We start from the raw sequence: 23,441 nt of genomic DNA on the forward strand, positions 1-23,441 counted from the left end.
ACGAGTTCCGGGAGGAGAGGGGTCCATTCTTATTTGTCTGCATCCAAGCTGATGCCGATGGAGTGTTCGATCGCCTGGCGGACTGTCGAAAAAGTTGTCAGTGATTGGCTGTCGAACGGCAGGCTGGAAATTTCCATCGCGGCTTTCGCATTGATGCCGGTGACGTAAAGTTTTCCGCCCATCAGACGCAGGACGTCCTGGATCATCAGCAGTCGGTGGATGAAAGAGCTGCCTTCCCACAACACGCCTGAGATGTCGATGATGATGTGGTGCACCGCATTTTTTTGGACGTATTCACTCAGTTTGTCGGTCAGCACTGAAAAACGTTCGTCGTTCATCTTGCCGACAAGCGTCACAGCGCCGAGGTTATCGTTGATGGGCAAAATCGGCAGCATCAGGCGGTTGATCTCGTCTTCCTGCTCGATCAGCAGAAGCCGCTGGTTTTCCTCAACCGATATATCGGTCTGGGTGCCGATGAAATAAAGATGATCTTCGATGGTGACCGGTTCGATATTCAAACGGTTCCAGAACGGTGTGCCGTCTTTGCGGAAATTCCGTAATACGACAGTGACCGGCTCCGTATTGGAGATGGCCTCCCGTATTTGGCGGACGGCATCCTGCTGGGTTTCATCGCCTTGCAGAAAGCGGCAATTCTTCCCCATGATTTCTTCCCGGCCATAGCCGGTTAATTTTTCAAATGTGTGGTTGGTGTAAATGATGGGATTGTCAGGCTGCTGCGGGTCTGTCACCGCAGTGGCAACCTGGCTGCCGTCGAGCATCGCCTCAAAAAGGGCGGATTGAGTGTCGGGACTTAAATGTTTCATCGCATTATTCTCCAGTCTTTTTATAATAGTAGGATTGCAAAAAAATTGACCGGAGAGTCGGGAATATTGGTGCCTCCGTATAAGAATATTTGTCAGCGGCATGGAGTCGAATTATTCAGTGTATCTTCAACGTTAAGTTTACAGACAGCAGCTGCCGCTTGTCCAGAAATATGGAAACGGGCCGGAGTCACGGCAATCCGGGGTGAACATGTTTTATTCGCTTTCATCAGGGAATTTAGAAGGAAGATGATAAACCACATTCAGAGAGGAGCATGATGATGTTTGACTACACAGTGGAAACGAATAAAAGCCGGGACGAAGCGGTGCGGGACCTGGAAGAGAACCTGAAGGAAGAGAAATTCGGGGTGCTGTGGAATTTCGATTTGACGGCGAAGCTGCAGGAAAAAGGGACCGATTTCAGTACGCCGTATACGATTTTGGAAGTATGCAACCCGCAGGAAGCGAACCGGGTACTGTCGGAAGATCTGCTTGTCGGCTATTTTCTGCCCTGCAAGATTGTCGTTTACGAAGAAAAAGGGACGACGAAAATCGGCATGCCGAAACCGAGTGCGCTGATTCAAATGGTTGAAAATGATGCCATCAAAGAAATCGCTGTGGATATTGAGAAAAGATTGATTGGCTGTATCGACAAGACGGTCTGAACTAAAAATTTTAGCTCTCGATATACCCCGCACGGTAATAAACGATCCATTCGCAGGGAGGAATTGTGTATATGACAGTGAAATCCGTATCACCGAAGAAAGTGGCGCAAGAGGTTTTTCAGAACGAGCCGATTTATGTACTCGATGTCCGCAGTAAAGAGGAAGCGGAAGACTGGAAAATCGAAGGCGATCATGTTCAATTGATCAATATACCTTTCAAAGAGTTGAATGGTTCTGATTTGAAACAGCTGCCGGAGGATCGGACGCTTTATACAGTTTGCGCAAAAGGGAACACTTCGCAAAGAGCGGCCGCTTATTTACAGGATAATGGTTTTGACAATGTGTACTCGGTCGAAGGCGGGATGGCTGCCTGGAGTGAACAGCTGGAAACGGTCAAGATCGGCGATGTGAAAGGCGGCGCAATCTACCAGTTCGTCCGTCTGGGCAAAGGCTGCCTGTCGTACCTGGTCGAATCAGACGGGGAAGCGGCCGTGGTCGACGCCAGCCGCATGACGGAGAATTACGAGCAATTTGCGCGTGAGAAAAGCCTGAACATTAAATACGTCATCGATTCGCATTTGCATGCCGACCATATTTCAGGGGGCAAAAAGCTGACGGATGCAAGCGGTGCCGCATATTACCTCCCGCCGGATGATGCTGAAGAAGTCGTTTTCAGCTATGAACCGGTGACAGATGGCCTGAAACTTGAAGTCGGCAGCGCTGTGATTGAAGCCGTATACTCTCCGGGGCATACGATCGGCAGCACGACATTCGTTGTTGACGATAAGTATCTGCTGACTGGTGATATTTTATTCGTTAAATCGATCGGGCGCCCCGATCTTGCCGGCAAAGCTGCCGACTGGGCCAACGATTTGTATGAAACCCTGTACAGCCGCTATAAAAAGTTAGCTGACGATTTACTGGTGCTCCCTGCCCATTATGCGGAAATCAGTGAACTGAATGAAGAGGGCAGTGTATCCGAAAAGCTGTCTGTCCTTTATAAAGAGAATGAGGGCCTGCAGATAAAAGACGAAGCGAAGTTTATCAAACGGGTGACGGAAGGTTTGAAAGACCAGCCGAATGCCTATGAAGATATCCGGCAGACGAATATGGGCAAAATCCATCCGCCGGCAGATGAAGAGAAAGAAATGGAAACAGGTCCGAATAATTGCGCAGTATAATATAGAAGGCACGGATAATTCTTGACGCTGGCAAGCTGGGATTTTAAACTGACTGCAGGCGGATGGATTGTCCGTTTTTTAATGGATGAGCCAAATGCTTGAATTCATACCCTGAGGGGTATATAATCGGGACATAAAGTTAAGAGATTCCATACAGGGAGGCAAAAATAATGGAGTACGATAAACAAGTCCAGAATCGCCTGAAGCGAATTGAAGGACAGCTGAAAGGCGTGCTGCGCATGGTGGAGGAAAACGACGACTGCCGCGATGTGGTAACGCAATTGTCTGCTGTCCGGAGTGCCGTTGACCGCGCAATCGGCGTAATCGTCAGTGAAAACCTGGAACAATGTGTACGCGACAGTGTCAACAAAGGCGAAAGCACGGATCAGCTTGTAAAAGATGCAGTCAGCTTGCTTGTAAAAAGCCGCTAAGAAAGTTCGTCAAACTTTCGAGTTGACGAATTTTCATTTCGGATGTTAATATACCCCTGGAGGTATTTTATTCCTTAGTTACTCAAGCCGGTGAACTTTTTTTATTTAATAATTTTTATACCCCAGGGGGTAAATAGAGGAGAGATTTTGATTGGAACAGAAAAAATCAACGAACATCATATTATTCAGCGGAGACTACGACAAGGCGATGGCGGCCTACATTATTGCGAACGGGGCAGCAGCCTATGATCACGAAGTGACGATTTTCCATACATTCTGGGGATTGAACGCGCTCCGGAAAGACAACCCGCCGGCAGTGAAGAAGAATATGCTGGAGAAAATGTTTGCGAAGATGATGCCGCGCGGTGCGGATAAACTCGGACTTTCCAACATGAACATGGCGGGCATGGGGCCGAAAATGATCAAACACGTTATAAAAGAACATAATGCAATGACAATGCCGCAACTGATCGAAATGGCGCAGGAACAAGAGATTAACCTTGTAGCGTGCACGATGACGATGGATCTCCTTGGATTGAAGCAGGAAGAATTGCTGGATGACGTGACTTACGCTGGTGTAGCCGCATATCTTGCAGATGCAGAAGACGGCAACGTCAACTTGTTCATTTAAATAGAAGGAAAAGAGGGAAACAATGGATACTTGGTTAGTCGTTTTAATCGGAGCGGTAATCGTTTTTATCGCTTACCGCGCCATGGCGCCGGCAAAAGGTGTAACATCCATTTCCACTGACGAATTGAAAACGCAATTGAAGAAGAGGGATAAGCAATTCATCGATGTCCGGACGCCTGGCGAGTTCAAAGCCAACCGCCTCAAGGAATTCAAGAACATTCCATTGAATGAGCTGCCGGCACGCATCGGTCAACTTGATAAGAATAAAGAAACGTTTGTCATCTGCCAAAGCGGCATGAGAAGCAGTAAGGCAGCAGCAATCCTGAAAAGAAACGGTTTTGAAAATGTGATCAACGTCCGAGGCGGCATGGGAAGCTACCGCCCGTAAACTGGAGGAGGAATACGACATGAAAACAATGACTGTAAAAGAAGTGCAAGAATATATGAATACACATAAAGACGCATCCATCATTGATGTGCGTGAAATTGAAGAAGTGAAAGCCGGGAAAATTCCAGGCGCAGTGAATATTCCGCTCGGACTGATCGAGTTCCGCCTGCAGGATATCGATAAATCGAAAGAACACATCATGGTATGCCGTTCAGGCGGACGCAGCGGGATGGCAGCAGGAATTCTGGATAGCCGCGGCTACAACGTCATCAATATGGAAGGCGGTATGCTGGACTGGGACGGGCCGACTGAATAATTTTTGAAAGAAATAGGTTACAACTATATTTCGCTTCGGCGCTTAGAGAAATACCAACGTTAGATGGTTTATTTATAAAAAATTTTAACTTTAATTATACCCCCGAGGGTAAAGCAGGAGGAATTAGAATGATTCGAACAGATAAATTATTGGATGCAAAAGGGCTTGCATGCCCGATGCCGATCGTCCGCACGAAAAAAGCGATGAATGAGATGGAACCGGGACAGGTGATTGAAGTACAGGCAACTGACAAAGGCTCTCTGGCTGACATGAAGGCCTGGGCGAAAAGCAGCGGCAACCAATATCTTGGTTCATCTGAAGAAGGCGATGTGCTGAAGCATTATTTGCGCAAAGCGGATCAAAGTGAAGAAAAAGAAGAAATTAAATTCCCGCATACCGTAACGAACGCTGAATTGAAACAGGAATTAAATCGGGATGATGTCATCGTACTGGATGTCCGCGAACCTGCGGAATATGCATTCGGCCATATCGAAGGCGCAGTTTCCATCCCGCTTGGCGAACTGGAAAAGCGCAGTGCAGAACTCGACGCTGACAAAGAAGTGATTGTCATCTGCCGCACAGGCAACCGCAGTGATTTTGCAGCGAAACAGCTGGCTGATAAAGGATTCACTCGTGTGAAAAATGCTGTCGAAGGCATGACGCAATGGGACGGCGCAACCGAACAAACAGGAGGTTTTTAAATTGACTGTAACAGCAATGACCGCAAAAGAAGTGGCGCGCAAAGTGATCGATAACGAGCCTTTATTCATCCTTGATGTCCGAAACGGCGATGCTTTCGCCGACTGGAAAATCGAAGGCGGCAACATTCAGTATCTGAACACACCTTATTTTGATTTATTGGACGGTGTCGAAGATATGGTTTCAGAGCTTCCGAAAGACAGAGACATCCTCGTTGTTTGCGCGAAAGAAGGCTCTTCTGTGATGGTGGCGGAAATGCTTGCTGAAGAAGGCGTCGATGCGGAGTACCTTGAAGGCGGCATGAAAGCGTGGAGTGAACACCTGGAACCAGTGAAAGTCGGCGATTTGAAGGGTGGCGGGGAATTGTATCAATTCGTCCGTATCGGAAAAGGCTGTCTTTCTTACATGGCAATCTCAGACGGTGAAGCCGCTATTATCGATGCAACACGCATGACTGATATATTCCTGGATTTCGCGCAGGAAAAAGGTGCTGAGATCAAGTACGTATTCGACACGCACTTGCACGCGGACCACATTTCCGGAGGACGCGGGATCGCTGAAGCAACAGGCGCAACGTACTACCTGCCGCCGGCTGACGCTGAAGAAGTCGTATTCGACTATGCAGAATTGGTGGATGGACTGGAAGTTTCCATTGGCAACGCGAAGATTGAAATCGAAGCATTATACTCACCGGGCCACACAATCGGTTCAACATCATTCATCGTTGACGACAGGTACCTGATGACAGGCGACATCCTGTTCATCGATTCCATCGGACGCCCTGATCTTGCCGGCCTTGCAGAAGACTGGGTAGGCGACCTTCGTGAATCGCTTTACAGCCGCTATGCGGAACTCGCTAATGAACTGATCGGCTTGCCGGCTCACTTCATGATCATGGAGGAGTTGAACGCGGACGGAAGCGTCGCGAAGAAATTGGGCGACCTGTTCAAAGAAAACCACGGATTGAATATCGAAGATGAGCAGGAGTTCCGTGACATGGTGACGAAAAACCTGCCGCCGCAGCCAAACGCTTATCAGGACATCCGCAAAACGAACATGGGCAAAATCACGCCGGACGAAGAAGTTCAGCGTGAAATGGAAATTGGGCCGAACCGTTGTGCGGTGCGGTAAGTAGTAATCCAAAGTAATCGATATTCCGCAAAACAGCTCTGAAGACATTAGCCGAAGCTAGCGAGGCTAAGTCTTTGCGACGAAGCAGCGAAGCGATGCAACGCACTTTCATGTCTCGAAGCTAGCGCAGCGATGCAGAGACAGGAGCACGTTTCTTAAAGTTGTGCTCTTACAAGGATCTGTCTGCGCTGTTTTGCTCCATATCTTTAGAGACTTCTCTCAGCGCCGGCGCGCACATGGAGCAGGCGAATGCCGACGGAGCAGTGCGCAGGAGCATAATCTTTGCACTGTCTTAAGCGCCGAAGCGTTAAGTAAAAGTTATTTTTATTGGAATTAAAACAACACAAACCCCAAAGGAGAGATTTTGATGAACGCAGATAAAGTATTGGACGCAAAAGGCCTGGCATGCCCAATGCCGATCGTGAAAACAAGAAAAGAAATGAAAGAACTGGAGTCCGGACAAATCCTGGAAATCCTTGCAACGGATAAAGGTGCAAAAGCCGACATGACAGCCTGGGCAAAATCAGGCGGCCATGAACTATTGGATACAATAGAAGAAGACGGCGTCCTTAAATTCTGGATCAGGAAAGGCTGAAAGCTGTAAGAGGGTATCGCTGTGATACCCTTTCCGCTTTTCGAAGAGGTGACAAAAGATGAGTTTTGATTTTATTATCATCATATTCCTGATCGGCTTCATCGGTTCCTTCATCTCCGGAATGGTGGGGATTGGCGGTTCGATCATCAAATACCCGATGCTGCTGTATATTCCGGTCATGCTTGGCTACACGGCGTTCAGCGCCCATGAAGTATCCGGCATCAGCGCGATTCAGGTATTTTTCGCCACCATCGCCGGTGTTTGGGCATACCGTGGCAGCGGTTATTTGAATAAAACATTGATCTCTTATATGGGTGGCGCTATCCTGATCGGGAGTTTCATCGGCGGCTACGGCTCGACGCTGCTGTCGGAAGCGGCCATCAATTTCGTCTATGCCATTCTGGCGACAATTGCGGTTGTCATGATGTTCCTGCCAAAAGGAGGAGTCGACGACATTCCTTTGGAAGGGGTGACATTCAATAAATGGCTGGCGGCCGGACTGGCGTTCATCGTCGGAATCGCGGCCGGCATCGTCGGAGCGGCGGGTGCTTTCATCCTCGTGCCGATCATGCTGGTCGTCCTGAAGATCCCGACGCGGATGACGATCGCGACGTCGCTTGCCATCACGTTCATTTCGTCCATCGGGTCGACGTTCGGTAAGATTGTCACGGACCAGATTTTGTACGGCCCCGCGGCAGTCATGGTTGTGGCAAGTATTATCGCCGCACCCCTTGGCGCCAAACTTGGCCAGAAGATGAACACGAAATACCTTCAATGGATCTTGGCATTGCTGATTCTCGGCACAGCCATTAAAATTTGGATGGATATTCTGTAAAAATGAAAGCTGGAAAAAACCGTGAAGAAATTTTCTTCACGGTTTTTTGTATTCAGATATTCCGTTTCAGCATGCGCAGTCCGTTCAGGATAACGAGAATGGTGCTGCCTTCATGGCCCACGACGCCGATGGGAATCGTGATTGACTGCATGAAGTTCAGGAACAGCAGCACGATGATGACACTGACGGAAAAGAAGATGTTCTGTTTGATGATGCGCTGCATTTTCCGAGCGAGCTGGATGGAGTAGGAGATGCGAGAAAGATCGTTCTTCATCAGGATGACATCCGCCGTTTCGAGTGCGACATCGGTGCCTTCACCCATCGCAATACCGGTGGTCGCAATGGCGAGGGCGGGTGCATCATTGATCCCGTCACCGATCATGGCCACATTCCCGTATTTATCCATCAGCTTTTTCAATTCTTCCACTTTATCGCCGGGCATGCAGCTGCCGATGTAAGCGTCCATGCCGCTTTCTTCGGCAATGGCTTTTGCGGTTTTCTTGTTGTCACCTGTCAGCATAATGCAATTGATGCCGGCTTTCTGCAGCTTCTCAATCGTTTCTTTCGCATCGTCCCGCATGGTATCCATTAACGATATTGCGGCAGCGATTCCTTGGCTGTCGCGGACGAAGGTAACGGTTTTCCCTTCATTGGCCCAGGTATTCAATACACCGCCCTGGAACCCTTCCGCGTCGTCAAGGTTAACGAAATCGGGTTTGCCGATGCGGAATTCCTCGCCGTCGATGATCGACTTCAGTCCGTTGCCGGGCACATCGGTGATCTGCAGATTTCGTAAAGGAGCAATGCCTTTGGATCGGATGAATTCAGTGATTGCCTTGGCGAGCGGGTGATTTGACTGCATCTCGATGCCGGCGATGATGGCCATTATTCGGTCATGGTCGAGACCTTCGCGCAAGGTGAAGTCAGTGACTTCCGGCCGGCCGCGTGTGATGGTGCCGGTCTTGTCAAAAGCGATGGCCCGGATTTCACCCAGGTTCTGGAGATGGACGCCGCCTTTGAAGATGATGCCGCTTTTGGCACCGTTCGAAATCGCTGCGAGCGTCGCCGGCATGATTGATGCGACGAGTGCACAAGGGGAAGCGACAACCAGGAACAGGATGGCTCGATAAATCGTCGTCTCCCAATCCCACCCCACAAGATAATGCGGAACGAACAGCAGCAATGAAAAAACGATCAAAGCGATATTTACATATTGCCCTTCAAAGCGCTCGACAAATTGCTGGGAAGGAGGTTTTTCACTGTGTGCGGATTGCACAAGGTCGATGATTTTCTGGACCAGCGAGTCTGAATTCGGCTTGATCATTTCCATCGTGATGGCGCCGCTCATATTGACCGTTGAAGCGAATAATTCGTCATCAATATCTTTGGAGACCGGCACCGATTCACCGCTGATGGCGGATTCATCGACTACCGTATGGCCAATCAGCATACGGCCGTCCGCCGGAATGCGTTCCCCCGGTTTGACGACAAGCCGGTCACCGGGCTGCAGGGAAGAAACAGACACACGGGTCGTGTCACCGTCTTTCAGCAGCCATGCTTCTTCCGGCTGGATTTGCATCAATGCCGATACTTCCCTGCGGCTTTTATTCATGGTATATGTTTCAAGCGCTCCGCTGAGGGAGAAGATGAAAATCAGGATGGCGCCTTCCGTCCAGTAGCCGATTACAGAAGCGCCGATTGCAGCCAACACCATCAATAATTCTACATTCGGTTTCCGGTTTTCGATCGTCTTGAGGATGCCGTATCTCGCTTTGGCGTAACCGCCGATCAAAAAAGCCGCCAAATAGGTAATGACTGACCACAACTCGATGGACTGGGTTTCAAGAATATAAGCGATGATGATTAAAACACCGGACAGAATAGCGGCAATCAATTCAATATGCGTTCTCCAATTTTTCACACACTCATCTCCCTGTAATTTGCTGCGGCTTCAAGTCAATTTATTTTCAGATAACTTACTCATTTCCATTATAGCCCTTTTCAGAGGCATACAGTTACTGATTATCAGATAATTAAGGAGAGTTGATGTCTGGTTTTATTCGCTTGAAATTAAAAAAAGATCGAGCGCCGCATTTGGACGCTCGATCACTTATCTGTGCAGTTCGTCAGCACACCGAATCATTCGACTTCGGCACCGACAGCCCGAACAGCGGACGCAGATACAGCGCGAGGAATGTGCCGGCAAGCGCCAGGATTCCCCAGATGTAGCCGTGCAGGCTGAATGATGCGATGCCGCCGAAGTACGCGCCGATGTTGCAGCCGAACGCAAGGCGTGCGCCGTAGCCCATCATCAGGCCGCCGATGACGGAAGCGGCGAAGTTGCCGGCTTTGACTTGCGTGAATTTGAACAGACCGCCGGCAGCGGAAGCGAGAAACGCACCGATGATGACGCCGAGGTTCAAAATGGTTGTGGAATCAGCAAAGATGGATGCCTCAAGAGCGGCGGCATTGGTGCCTTGCCAATAACCCCAGCTTGCGACGTCGACGCCGAAAGCGCCGGCGATTTTAGAACCCCATAATGCGAAAGCGGACGTGATGCCCCATGGCGTGCCGCGTGTCATCAGTGTCAGCGCGTTAAGTACTGCCAGCACGATTGCCGCTGCAAACAGGGGCCATGAGCCGCGAAGGATCCGTTTCCAGCCTTTTTCAGAAGGGACGGGCGCCATTTTAGGTGCTTTCCTTTTCTTTTCGATGATAATTGTAACCCAGGCGATCACAGCAAAAAGCACAATCGATACGAGCCAGGCGCCGCCGTAGCCAAGGCCGGTGGAAGTGGCAAGTGAGAACGGTTCAAAAGCGGGCATTTCATCTGTCCAGAACGGCAGGTGATAAGCGCCGACCGTCGTACCGATGATGAAGAAAATCAGTGTCACAAACATGACGGAACTTCCGCCGCCGATGGAATAGAGCGTACCGGAAGCACAGCCGCCGCCGAGCTGCATGCCGATGCCGAAGATGAAAGCGCCGACGATGAGGCTGACGCCGACCGGTGAAACGTAACCGGCAACAGGGCCTCCGAAAAAAGTCGAGCCATATGCCAGAATGGGTGCGAATAGCGACACGGCGACAGCGAGCATCAGCATATGTGAACGCATCGCCTGTCCGTTGCCGACTGACATCATGCGCCGGAATGCGGAAGTGAAGCCGAACCGGGCATGGAATAACGTGTAGCCGAGCATCAGGCCGATTACGAGCAGCATTGTCTGAGAGACGTGCTGGGTTGCCAACAGGTAAACAGCGAGTATAAAGGCAACGATAACTCCGCCCATAATGAGCCCCTTCTGAGGCGGGTTTAAAGCGAGTCCTTTTCTGACGACAGGATCCTGTGCTTCGTTGATGGATTGAACGCGAGTGGTGGTCAAATCTATATCATCCTTTTCCTATTAATTTAGTCAGGAATATCTAAATATGATAATCTCTCTTCTATATGAAGTCAATAAATTCAGCGGATCGCCAACTCTTTGGACGGAATAAAAAAACGGGAAGCTTTGAGGCAACCCGTTTTCTCCCTCTATAAAATTGATATTACACGTTAGTCGCCGGCACCCGCAGCCAGTTCTCCATCGCTTCGAAGGCATGCAGTGCATCAGAATAGCCCTGATGGTAAAATTGCTCGAGCTTGTCCTGATCCCGCTCGGCATTGCCGACTTTCAAATCTGCAGAAGGCCGGATGACGAAGACTTTTTCTTCCTGCTCGAGCTGTTCGAGTACTTCAAGCTGATAATTATAGACGAGCCAGTGCATGTCGAGCGCTTGGGTAAGCCCCCTATATTCCTTGTAGAAATAGCGGCTCGTCTTGGAGATACGGGATGGTTTTTTACGATAGCCCCGTTGTTTCGTCAGCACCACTACCGGCTTCTCCACGCCATCGGCCAGCGCCTTCCTTACTGGAATCGGATCTGCAATGCCGCCGTCCATCAGCAGGCGCCCCTTATAGGAAACTCCTTTTGACATGAACGGCAGTGAACTCGATGCGCGGACTATTGTCAGAGCATCCTCCGGGTTTTCATTTTTTTCAAAGTAGACGGACTGTCCCGTAAGGCAATCCGTTGTACCAATAAAGCATTTCTCCGGTGCCGCATGAAACGTCTGGAAATCAAACGGGATGAGCTGATTTGGAATTTGATCGAATATCAGGTCCATGCCGAACAATTCCCTTTTCTGCATGAGATTGCGGAACGAAATGTAGTCGGGATGCCGGACATAATCGATCATGACCGTCTTATTGCGTCCGGGCTGCCGGGATAGATACGAAGCTGCATTGCATGCGCCAGCGGATACACCCACGACATAAGGGAAATAGCGGTCCTTTTCCATAAAATATTCCAGCACACCCGCGGTATAAACGCCTTTCATGCCACCGCCTTCCAGGATTAAACCACTCTCATCCATAGCCGTCCCTCCGCTTCCTTATAAACTGATTATTCTGTTTATTTTATCATACTATGGCCATCAAGTATTCGGTGAGCTATATATAAGAGGATTGGATGGTACACTTTAACTATCAAAATTGGAGAAAAAGGAGTGTCGGTATATGTACAGCAAAATTTTACTGGCGGTGGACGGATCGGATCATTCTCTCCGCTCGGCAAAAGAAGCAATTACGATTGCGGGGGCGAATCCCGAATCACAGATTACGGTCGTCTATGTGGCGGACCACGATAACGCGAAAAACGATGTGCTGCACAGCGGCAGTCCTGTAGAACTGGATCTGCAGCGCCGCAAAAAGCTGAAGCCGGTGGAAGAGGCGATTGCTGCGGAGAATATCAGCTGCCGCGTCGAAATCCTTCACGGCATTCCAGGGCCGGCAATTGTGGAATATGCCAATCAGGAAGGGTTCGACATCCTCGTCATCGGCAGCCGCGGTTTGAACTCGCTGCAGGAAATGGTGCTCGGCAGTGTCAGCCATAAAGTGGTCAAGCGTGCCAATTGCCCGGTGCTGATCGTGAAATAATAGCGCTCTTTTATTGGAAATCGATTCCGGACAGTATTTTCGATATCCGGATAGTATTCGGGCGATTCCGGATAGTATTTTTAAAACCCGGATAGTATTTGAGCATTTCCGGATAGTAAATCCTTTATTTGGAAATTTTTCGCCGCATCTTTGACGGAAAGCCGATTACAGACAAAGAAAATCCCTGCAGATGCAGGGATTCTCCATTGTACGGGCCTGAATTTCAGTTTTCCAGATAACGATACAGCGTTGATTTGCTGATGCCGGTCTGTTCTTTGATCTCAGCCAGGTTATACTGTTTACTTCTGTACATGGCAATCGCCTTTTTCACATTGGCGTCCGGCTTTCGCGGACGTCCCGCATGCATGCCTTTTTCCTTGGCTTCCAATAGGCCTGCTTTCGTTTTGGCGCTGATGGCGTCGCTTTGGAACTCGGCGAGGCATTGGACAATTTTCTGGAACGAAAACGTCCGGTCCGGGGCGGTATCGATTTTCTCGCTGACGGCATAAAACGTTGCGCCTCTTTGCTCGAACCCTTCCAGCAGCTCGACCAGATGGCGCGTCGAATCAGCCAGCGCATGCAAATTGCGCACAATGACGCGGTCTCCTGTTTCCAGCCGCGAAAGCATCCGTTCCAGTTCATCCCGCTTTTTAGGGTCGGCATGGCTTTCGGCAAAAATTTCTTTGCACCCCTGTTCTGTCAGGAGTGTTTTTTGTTGTTCACAGGTCAAATCCCCGTCGATGGGTCTCGCATAGCCAATAAGCACGTTTAAAACTCCCTGTCTCATCTATTGCATCCATTGTATCATAAATTATTTGAATAAAAGGACCAAAAAGGTTCCATTTCAGGATTTCAGGTGATACACTGATTTCATTGTGAAAATTGGACAACAAGAGGAGTAAGTTATTGTGGGAACAACATTAAAACAACAATGGTTCGGAAATATACGCGGCGATATCCTTTCGGGAATCGTGGTGGCACTTGCATTGATTCCGGAGGCCATCGCCTTTTCAATCATAGCGGGCGTCGATCCCATGGTCGGCCTGTATGCATCATTCAGTATTGCCGTCATCATCGCATTTGTCGGCGGACGGCCGGGGATGATTTCGGCAGCGACGGGTGCGATGGCGCTGTTGATGGTGCCGCTTGTCCGCGACCACGGTCTGGAATATCTGCTGGCGGCGACCATTTTAACGGGGGTCATCCAAATCCTGTTCGGTGTCTTTAAAGTCGCACGGGTCATGAAATTCATCCCGCGCGCCGTCATGATCGGCTTCGTCAATGCGTTGGCCATCCTGATTTTCATGGCGCAAGTGCCGCATTTGATCGGTGTCGGCACGATTACGTATGTATTCGTAGCAGTAACGCTGGCTATCGTCTATATCGTGCCAAGATTTTTCAAGGCGATTCCGGCGCCGCTGATTGCATTGGTGCTGCTGACGGCGATTGCTGTCTATTCCGGATTCGACATGCGGACGGTTGGCGATCTCGGAACCATCAGCCAGACATTGCCTGCGTTCCTGTTGCCGGATGTGCCGTTCAATCTGGAAACGCTGATGATCATCCTGCCGTTTTCATTTGCCCTGTCGATTGTCGGCCTGCTTGAGACTTTATTGACGGCCAATATCGTCGATGACATGACAGACACGGAAAGCGATAAAAATAAAGAAGCGCGCGGCCAGGGCATCGCCAATTTCGTCACTGGATTCTTCGGCGGGATGGCTGGTTGTGCCATGATCGGACAATCGGTCATCAACGTGAAGTCTGGGGGGAGAGGGCGGTTATCCGCTTTTGTCGCCGGTGCTTTCCTGATGTTCCTGATTATTGTGCTCGGCAATGTCGTGGTGCAGATTCCGATGCCGGTGCTGGTCGGCATCATGATCATGGTCTGTATCGGGACGTTCGACTGGAAATCGTTCAGTTATATGAAGAATGCGCCAAAAGGAGACGCCATCGTCATGCTGGCGACAGTCGTGATTGTCGTTTATACGCATGATTTGTCTAAAGGTGTCCTTGCGGGCGTTCTCTTGAGTGCCATTTTCTTCGTTGCCAAGATTTCGAAGATCAAAGTGGAAAAGCGTTTGCTGGATGCGACGCATTATCGAGTCGAAGGCCAATTGTTCTTCGCATCGGTTGAAGATTTTCTGGAGAAATTCGATTATGATATTGAAAATGAAAAAGTGGTCATCGATTTCACCGATGCCCACATCTGGGATGATTCGGGGGTCGGTGCTGTCGACCGCGTCGTCTTGAAATTCCGGGAAAGCGGCAACGATGTCGACATTATCGGTCTTGATGCAGGCAGCCGGAAGCTGATCGAGGGGCTGGCCGTTTATCGGCGGGACGAGGGGAAATTGCCGGTGCAGTGAGTCGGTTGAGAAATTTTAAATAATGCGGACAGCCTTTCTAATAGAAGAAAGGCTGTTTTTTTATGGTCAAAATGAGCAAAACGTAAGATAGAACCTACGCCACTAAAACCTCTCCTCTGAATTTATTTTTAAAAATGTGATCTAATCGGATCCTTCCTGCGTTATCCAGTCAGAACAATAAAAAATACCCCACGAAAAAGGAGAGGTTCATGATGAAAATGAACAAACTATTAGTGGCACTTCCATTAACGCTTGCAATGCTCGTACCGACGGCGGCGCTTGCCGACAGTCACGGAGGACATTCAGGTAACTCGCATGAATCGGTTCAGACAGCAGAAATAGCGACGGATACAGCAGCGGCAGAGCTCCGCATCTTGCTGGATACGATTTTGACGGAACATGCTTTCCTGGCAGTTGAAGCGATGAGAAAAGGAGCGGATGGTGCAGCTGATTTCGATCAAGCATCTGCGGCACTTCTTGCAAACTCGGACGATCTGGCAGCGGCAGTTTCTTCGGTCTACGGTGAAGAAGGCGGCGCGGCATTTCAGGAAATCTGGAATTCACATATCGGTTATTTCGTCGATTATGTAGTCGCGACAGGTGAAGGTGACCAGGCAGCGAAAGACGCAGCATTGACAGCACTGGAAGAATACAAAGCGGAACAATCAGCTTTCTTTGATTCGGCAACGGAAGGACGTTTGCCTGCAGCAGCTGTCCAAGAAGGGCTGGACATGCATGTTGATCAGCTGGTCCAGTCATTTGACGCCTATGTTGAAGGGGATTTCGAAACCTCTTATGCACTTGAACGCGAATCAATTCATCATATGAGTATGTTTGCGGAAACTTTATCGATTGCGATTGCTGATCAATTCCCTGACGTAGTTGAAGGAACGAACCCTGATACTCCAGCCATCGATTTGCGTGCACAGCTGAATTATACATTCACTGAACATGCAGGGCTTGCAGTAATGGCGATGCAGGACGGCGCTGACGGAGCGGAGAGCTTTGATCAGGCGGCTGGCGCATTGATGGCGAATGCTGATGATCTTTCTGCAGCAGTGGCATCTGTCTACGGTGAAGAAGCGGGTGCACAATTCGCTGAAATCTGGGGTTCGCATATCGGCTACTTTGTTGATTATGTGAAAGCGACTGGAGCGGAAGACATGGAAGCGCAAGAACAGGCTAAAGTGAATCTGGATGCGTATATTGCTGAACAGGCGGCATTCCTGGATGCAGCCACAGAAGGACGCGTTCCGGCTGATGCGCTGGAAGAAGGATTATCGGCCCACGTCAGCCAATTGCTGGCATCATTCGATTCTTATGTTGCGGGTGATTACGACGCAGCCTACAAATCGATGCGTGAAGCTTACATGCATATGACTATGCCGTCAGCCGGTCTGGCAGCAGCCATCACAGACCAGTTCCCTGAACAATTCGGCGGCGCTGAAATGCCGGATAAAATGCCTGCCACAGGACTTGGCGGAGCACAATCCGGAACCCTTCCGTACTTGTGGATTTTCGCCGGCCTGATGCTTGCGGCAGTGACTTCGACGCTGGCGTTCAGAGCACGTAAACAATAAGTGGGAAATTAATGCACCGGCCAGTAAATGGCCGGTTTTTTTAATGCAGAAATCGATCGAGGAATAATAAAGGAAACATCTCCCTTCTATTGACAAATAATTTTATTTTCTAAATAATGGAAACAAGGGAGATGACAAGATGAAGAGAGAAAACAACCAGGCAATTACGTCTAATACGAGTGGCAACCGATGAATTACTCTAAAGAGTCAAGGAGTGAAAGACTGAACCCGTTCTTCTCTATCTGGACCAAACCGCGGCAGACTTTGCGGCAGGTCATTGATGAAAATAACTCGAAATTTATTTTTCTGCTGCTGTTGCTGGCGGGATATTCGGCTGTACTGGTTAGTGTAATTGACACGAATTCAAACGAAACTTTAGGTGTATGGTCCATTGTAATAGGCGGATTGATCGCGGGCCCGCTCATTGCACTGTTCGGGAATCTATTGGGAGCTGGCTTATCGGTATGGATCGGCAGGATCTTTAAAGGGACCTCCACTTTTGAAGAAATGTTCCGGGCATTGCTTGCCGGACAGATTCCTCAGATCTGGATGATTCCAGTTCTGCTGCTGTGGATTTTCCTATCGCCATCGAGTTATTTTACAGTATCAATAGATGAATACAGTGGCGGCGATCTGGTATTGAATCTTATCCTATCCTCAATTTTATCTGTGGTATCCGTCTGGACATTTGTGGTGCAGAGTAAAGCGATCGGCGAAGCGCATGGGTTTTCTGCCTGGAAAGGCGCTGCCGTCATTTTCATTCCGCTGGTGATTATAGCCATTATCGGGCTGCTGTTCATTATTTCTGCGGTCTTTTCATAAGTTCCTATGAGCCTTTTTCCGGAAATACGGAAAGAGGCTTTGTTTTTTCTTATAACATCTCTCCTGACTGATAAATTGTAGATTTGTTATACAAAAAATATACAATTTGGTAAGATAGAGACATTAAGGGAATACTAGGAATTTATTGACAGAAAAGGCACAGGTGATTTGGAATGACAAATATCATTAAACGGAACAATGTGAAGAAAACAGGAAGCGGGAAAGAGACAATCATTTTCGGACACGGCTTCGGCTGTGATCAATTGGTATGGAAAGAAGTGATTGAAGCCTTCACCAAGGATTACCAGGTGGTGACGTTCGACTATGTCGGTTGTGGCCAGAGTGATAAGAGCGCTTACTCGCTGGAACGTTATGGCACGCTTCACGGCTATAAGCAGGATCTTCTCGAGGTTTGCGAAGCACTGGAAGAAGAAAGTTTCCTTTATGTCGGTCATTCTGTGAGCAGCATGATTGGAATGCTTGCTTCAAACGAGCGTCCGGATCTGTTCAAAAAAATGGTCATGATCGGGCCGTCTCCGCATTATTTGAATGAGCCTGATGGTTATCAGGGCGGTTTCGAACGCTCAGATATCAATGAGCTGCTCGATATGATGGAAGTGAATTATAAAGAGTGGGCAAAATACCTGGCACCGGTTGTCATGAGCAACGAAGACCGTCCTGAACTGGCAGCAAACTTTGAGAAGCTGCTTTGTTCGAATGACCCTAAAATTGCACGTCAGTTCGCCGAAGTGACATTCATGTCCGATGTGCGCGCAGACCTGGAAAAAGTTACGGTTCCAACTTTGATCATGCTGACACAGGATGATGCGATTGCACCGATGGAAATCGGACGCTATGTCCATACGCAGATTCCAGGCAGCCGGCTCGCAGTGATGGAAGCATTGGGGCACAATCCGCATATCAGCGATGCAGCGGAAACGGCGGCTGTCATCAAAGACTATTTGTCCGGTCAGGGGGAGTAGGTTTATGGACGTGCAACTGGATTTGGCGCCGGTGGGTTATCTGGTGATGGATGAGAACATGAAAATTTTGGAAATGAATGGGATGATGAGGGACATCGTGGCTGTTGAAACAGTGCCTGTCCACATCCATGATATACTGACGATCGCTTCCAGAGTCTATTTCCAGACGTATTTCATCCCTGCCATCATCACCCATGGCACTGTAAGTGAAATGTATTTGAAATTCAAAAACCCAGCCGGCTCGGTTCCAGTGCTGATGAATACGAAAAAGCGCAACGGCCTTTTTGAATGTGCCATTATGCAGGTGTCAATAAGAAATGAATACGAGACCGAGCTGCTGAATGCAAAACGGGAAGCGGAAGAAGTCAGTAAAGCGACTGCGGAAGCGAACAGTCAGCTTAAATTGCTGCTGGGTGAAGTAGAAGCGAAGCAGGCAGAATTGAATGTCCTGAACGGGCGACTAAAAGAATTGACTGTTACAGATGCTTTGACCGGTTTGAAAAATCGCCGCTATCTGGAAGAGTTTTTGCCGGAACTGATGACTGCAGGCAGTCTGTCGCTCTTGATGATCGACATTGATTTTTTCAAGGGTATAAACGATACATATGGACACCATGCGGGAGATATAATGCTGAAGCAGCTGGCTGCAGTGCTGGAAGAAGCAATTGGGACTGCCGGATTTGCGGCACGCCTCGGAGGCGAAGAATTTGTGGCAGTGCTGACGGCGATGGATGTGGCGGAAGCTTCAGAGATAGCGGAAGAGGTTCGCCAAAGAGTGGAACATCATGCTTGGCCTTACCGGCCGATTACCATCAGCATCGGTGTTTCTGTACATAACGGCAATGATACGCTTGCTGGCTTGCTGAATCGGGCAGATGCTGCTTTATACGAATCAAAAAATAATGGACGCAATCGTGTGACGGTTGCTACTTGAAAAACCCTGCCGGAGCGGCAGGGTTTTTTGATTGCTTCTATAGTATGTTGGTTTCCGCTATTTTCCGATCACTCAGCAGACCGCCGGCAGCCTTGACGCGTATTTTGGAGGCATTGCCCGGCAGATACGATAACGGAACTTCTTCGAGATCGACAATCACCAGGTCATCGGGATCTGCACCAGCTGTAATGGCTTCATCGAATGCCAGCTGTTTTGCCAGTTCGAGTTTTTTTTCGCGTCCGAGTTCATCGGTTTTGAAGATTTTTTCGATTTGGCCGCTGACTTGGGAGATGGCAGAACCGATTGCATTTGCAACTCCTGAGTTTACCGGTTTTATGACCTGGGAAGCACCTTTCAATTCGGCAGGGAAGAGGATGCTGCCGCCGCCGACCAGGATCACAGGTACTTCATCGGCGCTCGTCTTCATCCGGTCGATTGTTTCTTCCACCATTTCGACCATTTTGGTGTAGACGTTTTTCAGAACCGCTTCGTCCAGATGGGATACAAGAGCGGGGTCTCCAAGTTGAGCAATGCCGAGAGCCACGGCGACATCGGTTGCAGTCAGTGTATCGCCACCGAAGACAAGGCCTTTTTCGGCTAACCGGTAACCGACACTTTCGGGCCCGATCTGGAAACTGCCGTCTTCATGCAGCGTGACAACGGTTCCGCCGCCGAGGCCGATGGATGAGATGTCGGGCATCCGGAAATTGGTACGGACGCCGCCGATTTCGACGGCGAGGGAAGACTGGCGCGGGAAAGAAGCGACCAGGACACCGACGTCCGTTGTGGTGCCACCGACATCCACAACAAGGGCATCCGGATGTTCCGTCAGATAAGCCGCTCCACGCAAACTGTTGGTCGGACCGCAGGCAATCGTCAGAATCGGATATTTTACTGTATATTCCACTGACATTAAGGTGCCATCGTTCTGGCCGAAGAATACATCTGCATGAATCCCTTCCTGTTCGAGTGCTTTGGTGAAGCCTTCCGCAGTTGAACGGGCGACATCGACAATGGCTGCGTTGAGGATTGTAGCGTTTTCCCGTTCAAGCAAGCCGACGTTGCCGATTTCGCTGGATAATGATAAAGCAACATCGTCTCCGAGCACTTCATTTACGATGGCTGCTGCTCTTGTTTCATGCTCATTTGAAACCGGTGAAAAAACAGAAGTGATGGCAACTGAATCCACCTGGCCTTCCAGTTCTTCCGCGATTTCGCGGATTCTTTCTTCATCAAGCGGCACAATTTCACGGCCATCGAATTCATTACCTCCGCGGACGATGTATAAATGTTTTCCAAGAATGTTCCGGAGATCGTCCGGCACGCCGACAAGCGGTTTGATCGCCATTGCAGCAGGAGCACCGATCCGGATTGCAGCTACTTTGTTCAGGCGTTTCCGCTCTACGATGGCATTTGTGCAATGGGTAGTGCCGAGCATTGCATGATGGATTTCTTCAACTGGTACTCCTGAAGCCAAGACGACTTGTTTCATTGCCTGATAAATCCCGGAACTTACATCTTCGGTAGTGGTGGATTTTTTTTCTGCCAGAACCTTATAGTTTTCATCGAGGAGGACAGCATCCGTGTGTGTGCCTCCGACATCGATGCCAATGCGGTAGCTTGCCATATTAAATTTCCTCCTTTGTCAACTGCAGCTCTTCAAGCGGCTGGAAATCGATATCATAGCCGAAATAACGGGGACCAGTGACTTCGATGCCTTTCGGGGTGCGCCATTTGGCATCACAAGGCATTCCGATGACTGTGCAGCGGGATCCGTAGCGCAGCCCTTCCGTCGTGATGGGCATGCCGGTATCCGAATCGATTACGCTGATCAGATCCGGTGTCATGCAGACTGCGCGGCCATCCACTTCAGCCAGCAGGTGTTCGTTCTGGAAGAATAATGTGCACGATTCGGATCTGCAATCGTTCAATCCTTCGATGGAAGCGGTACCTTTTGCGAAACCATCCTGTGTCTTCCGGTCAATATCCGTAATTTTACCCTGGAATAAAACCCGGCCATTCGTTAGAGCGAGAACGCCGTCTATAGGATTTTCGTTGTTTTTCATCGCGGCGCGAATTTCGGAGCCGATTTTTTCTTCGAGCGTCAGAATATTTTTAATGGCGGATTTCTTCACCGTTGCGCCGTCCATCGGATAGATGGCGAGCATCACGGAACCGCCCATTTCAATGGTCGCCGTCCGAGCGATGCGCTCTGCCCATACACTATCGATCGTATTCAATAATAAGCTGTTCTTTTTCTCATCAGACAGGACCATCGGCGTGGCCGAAACGCCGTCAAGATAAAACGTCACCATCTGAAGTTCGGGAAACGCACGGCCCATGCCATCCGCATCCACAACCGGGAGGCCGAGATTTGCAGCGAGTGCAAGAGGTAGCAGCGAATTGACGCCGCCTGCCTCGATCGGCATTGTGGCATAGATGTCTTTGCCCAGATATTCTTCCAATGATTTGAAAGCTTCGATGGCTTCTTCACCATTCGGGATTTTTTCAATCATGACCGTGGGTGCCCCCATCATCGCGGAAGGAACGATCAATGCGTCATCCGGCACTTCTTCCGGATCCAGCAATTGGATGGGGCCATGTTCTTCGATTGCCTGCAAGGCCATCAATTTGCCGATGTATGGATCTCCTCCGCCTCCGGTGCCGAGCAAAGCGGCTCCGATGGCGATGTTCTCAATTTCTTCTTTTCCAAGCAATCTCATTGAGTATTCCCCCTCTGGTTCAAAATCAATTCTGGTTGTTTATTGCTTTGGAGAACTTTACTTGCAACAGCCTGAAGTACGAATGCAACGATGAAAGCGTCGAAACCGGAGGCTCCAGTCAATGTGAAGAAGCCGAAACCGGTTGGAGCCGGAGTCGTCATGAATGCGATAAGTGACGCAACAGCCCAAATCGACACACCGACGTAATTGATATTAGGCAATGACGCCAAGTTGGCGAACGTGTATTTTTTACGGTTCATCAGATAATCGGCTACATAGATGCCGCCGATCGGTGGGATCAAAGCGCTCAGGAAAGTCAGGAAAGGAATGAAATACTGATAGATGCCCCCGACAGCCATAGCTGTACCGATAAAACCGGCAGTGATCGTCAGAACGGATTTTGGTGTATTTTTGAAAATAACCGAAAATCCAAGTGCGGATGAGTAAAGGTTATTATCATTTGTGGTCCACTGGGCAAGGATTAAAATCAGCATAGCGCCAGTGCCCCAGCCAAGGCCAAGCATGATGGAGACGATGTCAGTTTGTGAAGTCGCTTTAGCCAATACTGCTGCAATCAGCAGGACTACACTGAATCCGCCGAAGAAGCCGACAAAAGATGAAACGACTGCATCTTTGGGTGTTTTTGCATAGCGTGCGATATCAGGTCCGATGATTGCCCCGACAGCAAGGGAACCGATGATCAGCGATATGGATACTCCGATCGTCAATGGATCGCCGGTTGGCGGTACTGCAAGGACTTCACTCATTGACTGGCCGCTCAACACGCGGACCAGTGAGGCGATGAGCAGGATACCAAGGAGCGGCACTGCCAGAAAACTAAGTTTTTCAATCGCTTTATAGCCGAAAAAGGCAGTGGAGGTCATTAAAATGCCGCCCAGGACAACCAATAATTTTGTAGGAACGCTGACATTGAAGACATCCAAAAGAATATTATGGAGACTTGCTCCGAACAGATCCACCTGTACACCGAACCAGCCGAATAAGGCGATGGCGATAACGGCGGATACAGCGTAGGAACCGTATTTGCCTAAAGAAAACCGCGAAACAAAGGCAGTGGACAAACCGGTCTGTGCACCGACCATCGAACAAAGGGCACTGACAACGGATAGCAGGAAACAGCCGATCAAGGTAGCGACGACAGCCTGTGGCATCGTTAATCCGTTGCCTAGTGATCCGCCGAGTACAATGGCGGAAAGGGCGACAATGGCGCCCATCCAGACGAGGGATAGTTTTAACCATCCTTTACGTTTATCTTGCGGAACCGGTTCACGTTCAAAATCCTGGGTCAACTTTTCATCGAATCTTTTAGCCATTCCATTTCCTCCTTTTGTTTCTTTCTAT

Annotated in this window: 24 protein-coding genes; 16 read left to right on the forward strand and 8 right to left on the reverse strand. The window is 49.3% G+C overall.

The window, feature by feature from the left end:
* Positions 1 to 29: 29 nt before the first annotated feature.
* On the reverse strand, positions 30 to 824 hold the full coding sequence (ytvA, locus tag IQ294_RS09315; protein WP_203333756.1) for a YtvA family blue-light photoreceptor: 795 nt from the start codon (positions 822 to 824) through the stop codon (positions 30 to 32).
* Between the two features lie 278 nt (positions 825 to 1,102).
* Here ytvA and IQ294_RS09320 point away from each other — a divergent pair, with 278 nt between their 5' ends.
* The 10 genes from IQ294_RS09320 (at position 1,103) to IQ294_RS09365 (ending at position 7,693) form a co-directional block, all read left to right on the forward strand.
* On the forward strand, positions 1,103 to 1,486 hold the full coding sequence (locus IQ294_RS09320) for a DUF302 domain-containing protein (RefSeq protein WP_203333757.1): 384 nt from the start codon (positions 1,103 to 1,105) through the stop codon (positions 1,484 to 1,486).
* A 71-nt stretch (positions 1,487 to 1,557) separates the two neighbouring features.
* A complete protein-coding gene (locus tag IQ294_RS09325; RefSeq protein WP_203333758.1) occupies positions 1,558 to 2,667 on the forward strand; it encodes an MBL fold metallo-hydrolase in 1,110 nt (369 codons plus the stop codon).
* Between the two features lie 170 nt (positions 2,668 to 2,837).
* Positions 2,838 to 3,098, forward strand: a complete 261-nt coding sequence (locus IQ294_RS09330; RefSeq protein WP_203333759.1) for a metal-sensitive transcriptional regulator — start codon at positions 2,838 to 2,840, stop codon at positions 3,096 to 3,098.
* 151 nt (positions 3,099 to 3,249) lie between these two features.
* Positions 3,250 to 3,729, forward strand: a complete 480-nt coding sequence (locus IQ294_RS09335) for a DsrE/DsrF/DrsH-like family protein (protein WP_203333760.1) — start codon at positions 3,250 to 3,252, stop codon at positions 3,727 to 3,729.
* 22 nt (positions 3,730 to 3,751) lie between these two features.
* Positions 3,752 to 4,117 carry a rhodanese-like domain-containing protein gene (locus IQ294_RS09340; RefSeq protein ID WP_203333761.1) on the forward strand — a complete coding sequence of 122 codons (366 nt, stop codon included), beginning with the start codon at positions 3,752 to 3,754 and terminating at the stop codon, positions 4,115 to 4,117.
* A gap of 19 nt (positions 4,118 to 4,136) precedes the next feature.
* Positions 4,137 to 4,433 (forward strand): rhodanese-like domain-containing protein, encoded by a 297-nt coding sequence (locus tag IQ294_RS09345; RefSeq protein WP_203333762.1) that lies wholly within the window; start codon positions 4,137 to 4,139, stop codon positions 4,431 to 4,433.
* Between the two features lie 128 nt (positions 4,434 to 4,561).
* On the forward strand, positions 4,562 to 5,134 hold the full coding sequence (locus tag IQ294_RS09350) for a sulfurtransferase TusA family protein (protein ID WP_203333763.1): 573 nt from the start codon (positions 4,562 to 4,564) through the stop codon (positions 5,132 to 5,134).
* 1 nt (position 5,135) lies between these two features.
* Positions 5,136 to 6,263, forward strand: a complete 1,128-nt coding sequence (locus IQ294_RS09355; protein WP_203333764.1) for an MBL fold metallo-hydrolase — start codon at positions 5,136 to 5,138, stop codon at positions 6,261 to 6,263.
* A gap of 367 nt (positions 6,264 to 6,630) precedes the next feature.
* On the forward strand, positions 6,631 to 6,858 hold the full coding sequence (locus IQ294_RS09360) for a sulfurtransferase TusA family protein (RefSeq protein ID WP_203333765.1): 228 nt from the start codon (positions 6,631 to 6,633) through the stop codon (positions 6,856 to 6,858).
* A gap of 58 nt (positions 6,859 to 6,916) precedes the next feature.
* Positions 6,917 to 7,693: a sulfite exporter TauE/SafE family protein gene (locus tag IQ294_RS09365; protein WP_203333766.1), complete on the forward strand. Its 777-nt coding sequence runs from the start codon at positions 6,917 to 6,919 to the stop codon at positions 7,691 to 7,693.
* A gap of 52 nt (positions 7,694 to 7,745) precedes the next feature.
* On the opposite strand, the gene IQ294_RS09370 is transcribed toward IQ294_RS09365, so the two are convergent.
* The 3 genes from IQ294_RS09370 to IQ294_RS09380 form a co-directional block, all read right to left on the reverse strand.
* Positions 7,746 to 9,614 (reverse strand): heavy metal translocating P-type ATPase, encoded by a 1,869-nt coding sequence (locus tag IQ294_RS09370; protein WP_203333767.1) that lies wholly within the window; start codon positions 9,612 to 9,614, stop codon positions 7,746 to 7,748.
* 205 nt (positions 9,615 to 9,819) lie between these two features.
* Complete coding sequence (locus IQ294_RS09375) at positions 9,820 to 11,076, reverse strand: YeeE/YedE family protein (RefSeq protein WP_203333768.1); 1,257 nt, start codon at positions 11,074 to 11,076, stop codon at positions 9,820 to 9,822.
* Positions 11,077 to 11,239: 163 nt separating this feature from the next.
* Positions 11,240 to 12,106, reverse strand: coding sequence for a patatin-like phospholipase family protein (locus tag IQ294_RS09380; RefSeq protein WP_203333769.1), 867 nt, complete (start codon positions 12,104 to 12,106; stop codon positions 11,240 to 11,242).
* A gap of 142 nt (positions 12,107 to 12,248) precedes the next feature.
* On the opposite strand from IQ294_RS09380, the gene IQ294_RS09385 reads away from it, so the two are divergent.
* Positions 12,249 to 12,668 (forward strand): universal stress protein, encoded by a 420-nt coding sequence (locus IQ294_RS09385; protein WP_203333770.1) that lies wholly within the window; start codon positions 12,249 to 12,251, stop codon positions 12,666 to 12,668.
* Positions 12,669 to 12,891: 223 nt separating this feature from the next.
* On the opposite strand, the gene IQ294_RS09390 is transcribed toward IQ294_RS09385, so the two are convergent.
* Positions 12,892 to 13,455 (reverse strand): recombinase family protein, encoded by a 564-nt coding sequence (locus tag IQ294_RS09390; protein ID WP_238942731.1) that lies wholly within the window; start codon positions 13,453 to 13,455, stop codon positions 12,892 to 12,894.
* A gap of 121 nt (positions 13,456 to 13,576) precedes the next feature.
* On the opposite strand from IQ294_RS09390, the gene IQ294_RS09395 reads away from it, so the two are divergent.
* The 5 genes from IQ294_RS09395 to IQ294_RS09415 all read left to right on the forward strand — a co-directional run bounded on the left by IQ294_RS09395 (position 13,577) and on the right by IQ294_RS09415 (position 19,356).
* The gene (locus tag IQ294_RS09395) at positions 13,577 to 15,037 is read left to right on the forward strand and encodes a SulP family inorganic anion transporter (RefSeq protein ID WP_203333771.1); all 1,461 of its coding nucleotides are present in this window, start codon (positions 13,577 to 13,579) and stop codon (positions 15,035 to 15,037) included.
* A 212-nt stretch (positions 15,038 to 15,249) separates the two neighbouring features.
* Positions 15,250 to 16,617, forward strand: a complete 1,368-nt coding sequence (locus IQ294_RS09400) for a copper amine oxidase (RefSeq protein ID WP_203333772.1) — start codon at positions 15,250 to 15,252, stop codon at positions 16,615 to 16,617.
* Between the two features lie 189 nt (positions 16,618 to 16,806).
* Entirely contained in the window at positions 16,807 to 17,439 is a 633-nt protein-coding gene (locus tag IQ294_RS09405) for a Yip1 family protein (protein WP_203333773.1), read from the forward strand.
* Positions 17,440 to 17,612: 173 nt separating this feature from the next.
* Positions 17,613 to 18,422 (forward strand): alpha/beta fold hydrolase, encoded by an 810-nt coding sequence (locus IQ294_RS09410; protein WP_203333774.1) that lies wholly within the window; start codon positions 17,613 to 17,615, stop codon positions 18,420 to 18,422.
* A gap of 4 nt (positions 18,423 to 18,426) precedes the next feature.
* Positions 18,427 to 19,356, forward strand: coding sequence for a GGDEF domain-containing protein (locus tag IQ294_RS09415; RefSeq protein WP_203333775.1), 930 nt, complete (start codon positions 18,427 to 18,429; stop codon positions 19,354 to 19,356).
* Between the two features lie 37 nt (positions 19,357 to 19,393).
* Here IQ294_RS09415 and IQ294_RS09420 read toward each other — a convergent pair whose 3' ends face one another.
* From IQ294_RS09420 to IQ294_RS09430, 3 genes are read right to left on the reverse strand one after another with little or no spacing between them, the layout of a single operon-like run.
* Positions 19,394 to 20,983 (reverse strand): ROK family protein, encoded by a 1,590-nt coding sequence (locus tag IQ294_RS09420; protein ID WP_203333776.1) that lies wholly within the window; start codon positions 20,981 to 20,983, stop codon positions 19,394 to 19,396.
* Position 20,984: 1 nt separating this feature from the next.
* Positions 20,985 to 22,079 carry an S-methyl thiohydantoin desulfurase family protein gene (locus IQ294_RS09425; protein WP_203333777.1) on the reverse strand — a complete coding sequence of 365 codons (1,095 nt, stop codon included), beginning with the start codon at positions 22,077 to 22,079 and terminating at the stop codon, positions 20,985 to 20,987.
* Positions 22,076 to 23,413 carry a cytosine permease gene (locus IQ294_RS09430; RefSeq protein WP_203333778.1) on the reverse strand — a complete coding sequence of 446 codons (1,338 nt, stop codon included), beginning with the start codon at positions 23,411 to 23,413 and terminating at the stop codon, positions 22,076 to 22,078. The genes IQ294_RS09425 and IQ294_RS09430 overlap by 4 nt, the downstream gene beginning before the upstream one ends.
* Positions 23,414 to 23,441: the final 28 nt, after the last annotated feature.

It is taken from the genome of Planococcus beigongshangi, from assembly GCF_016820495.1.
Classification (GTDB): domain Bacteria; phylum Bacillota; class Bacilli; order Bacillales_A; family Planococcaceae; genus Planococcus; species Planococcus beigongshangi.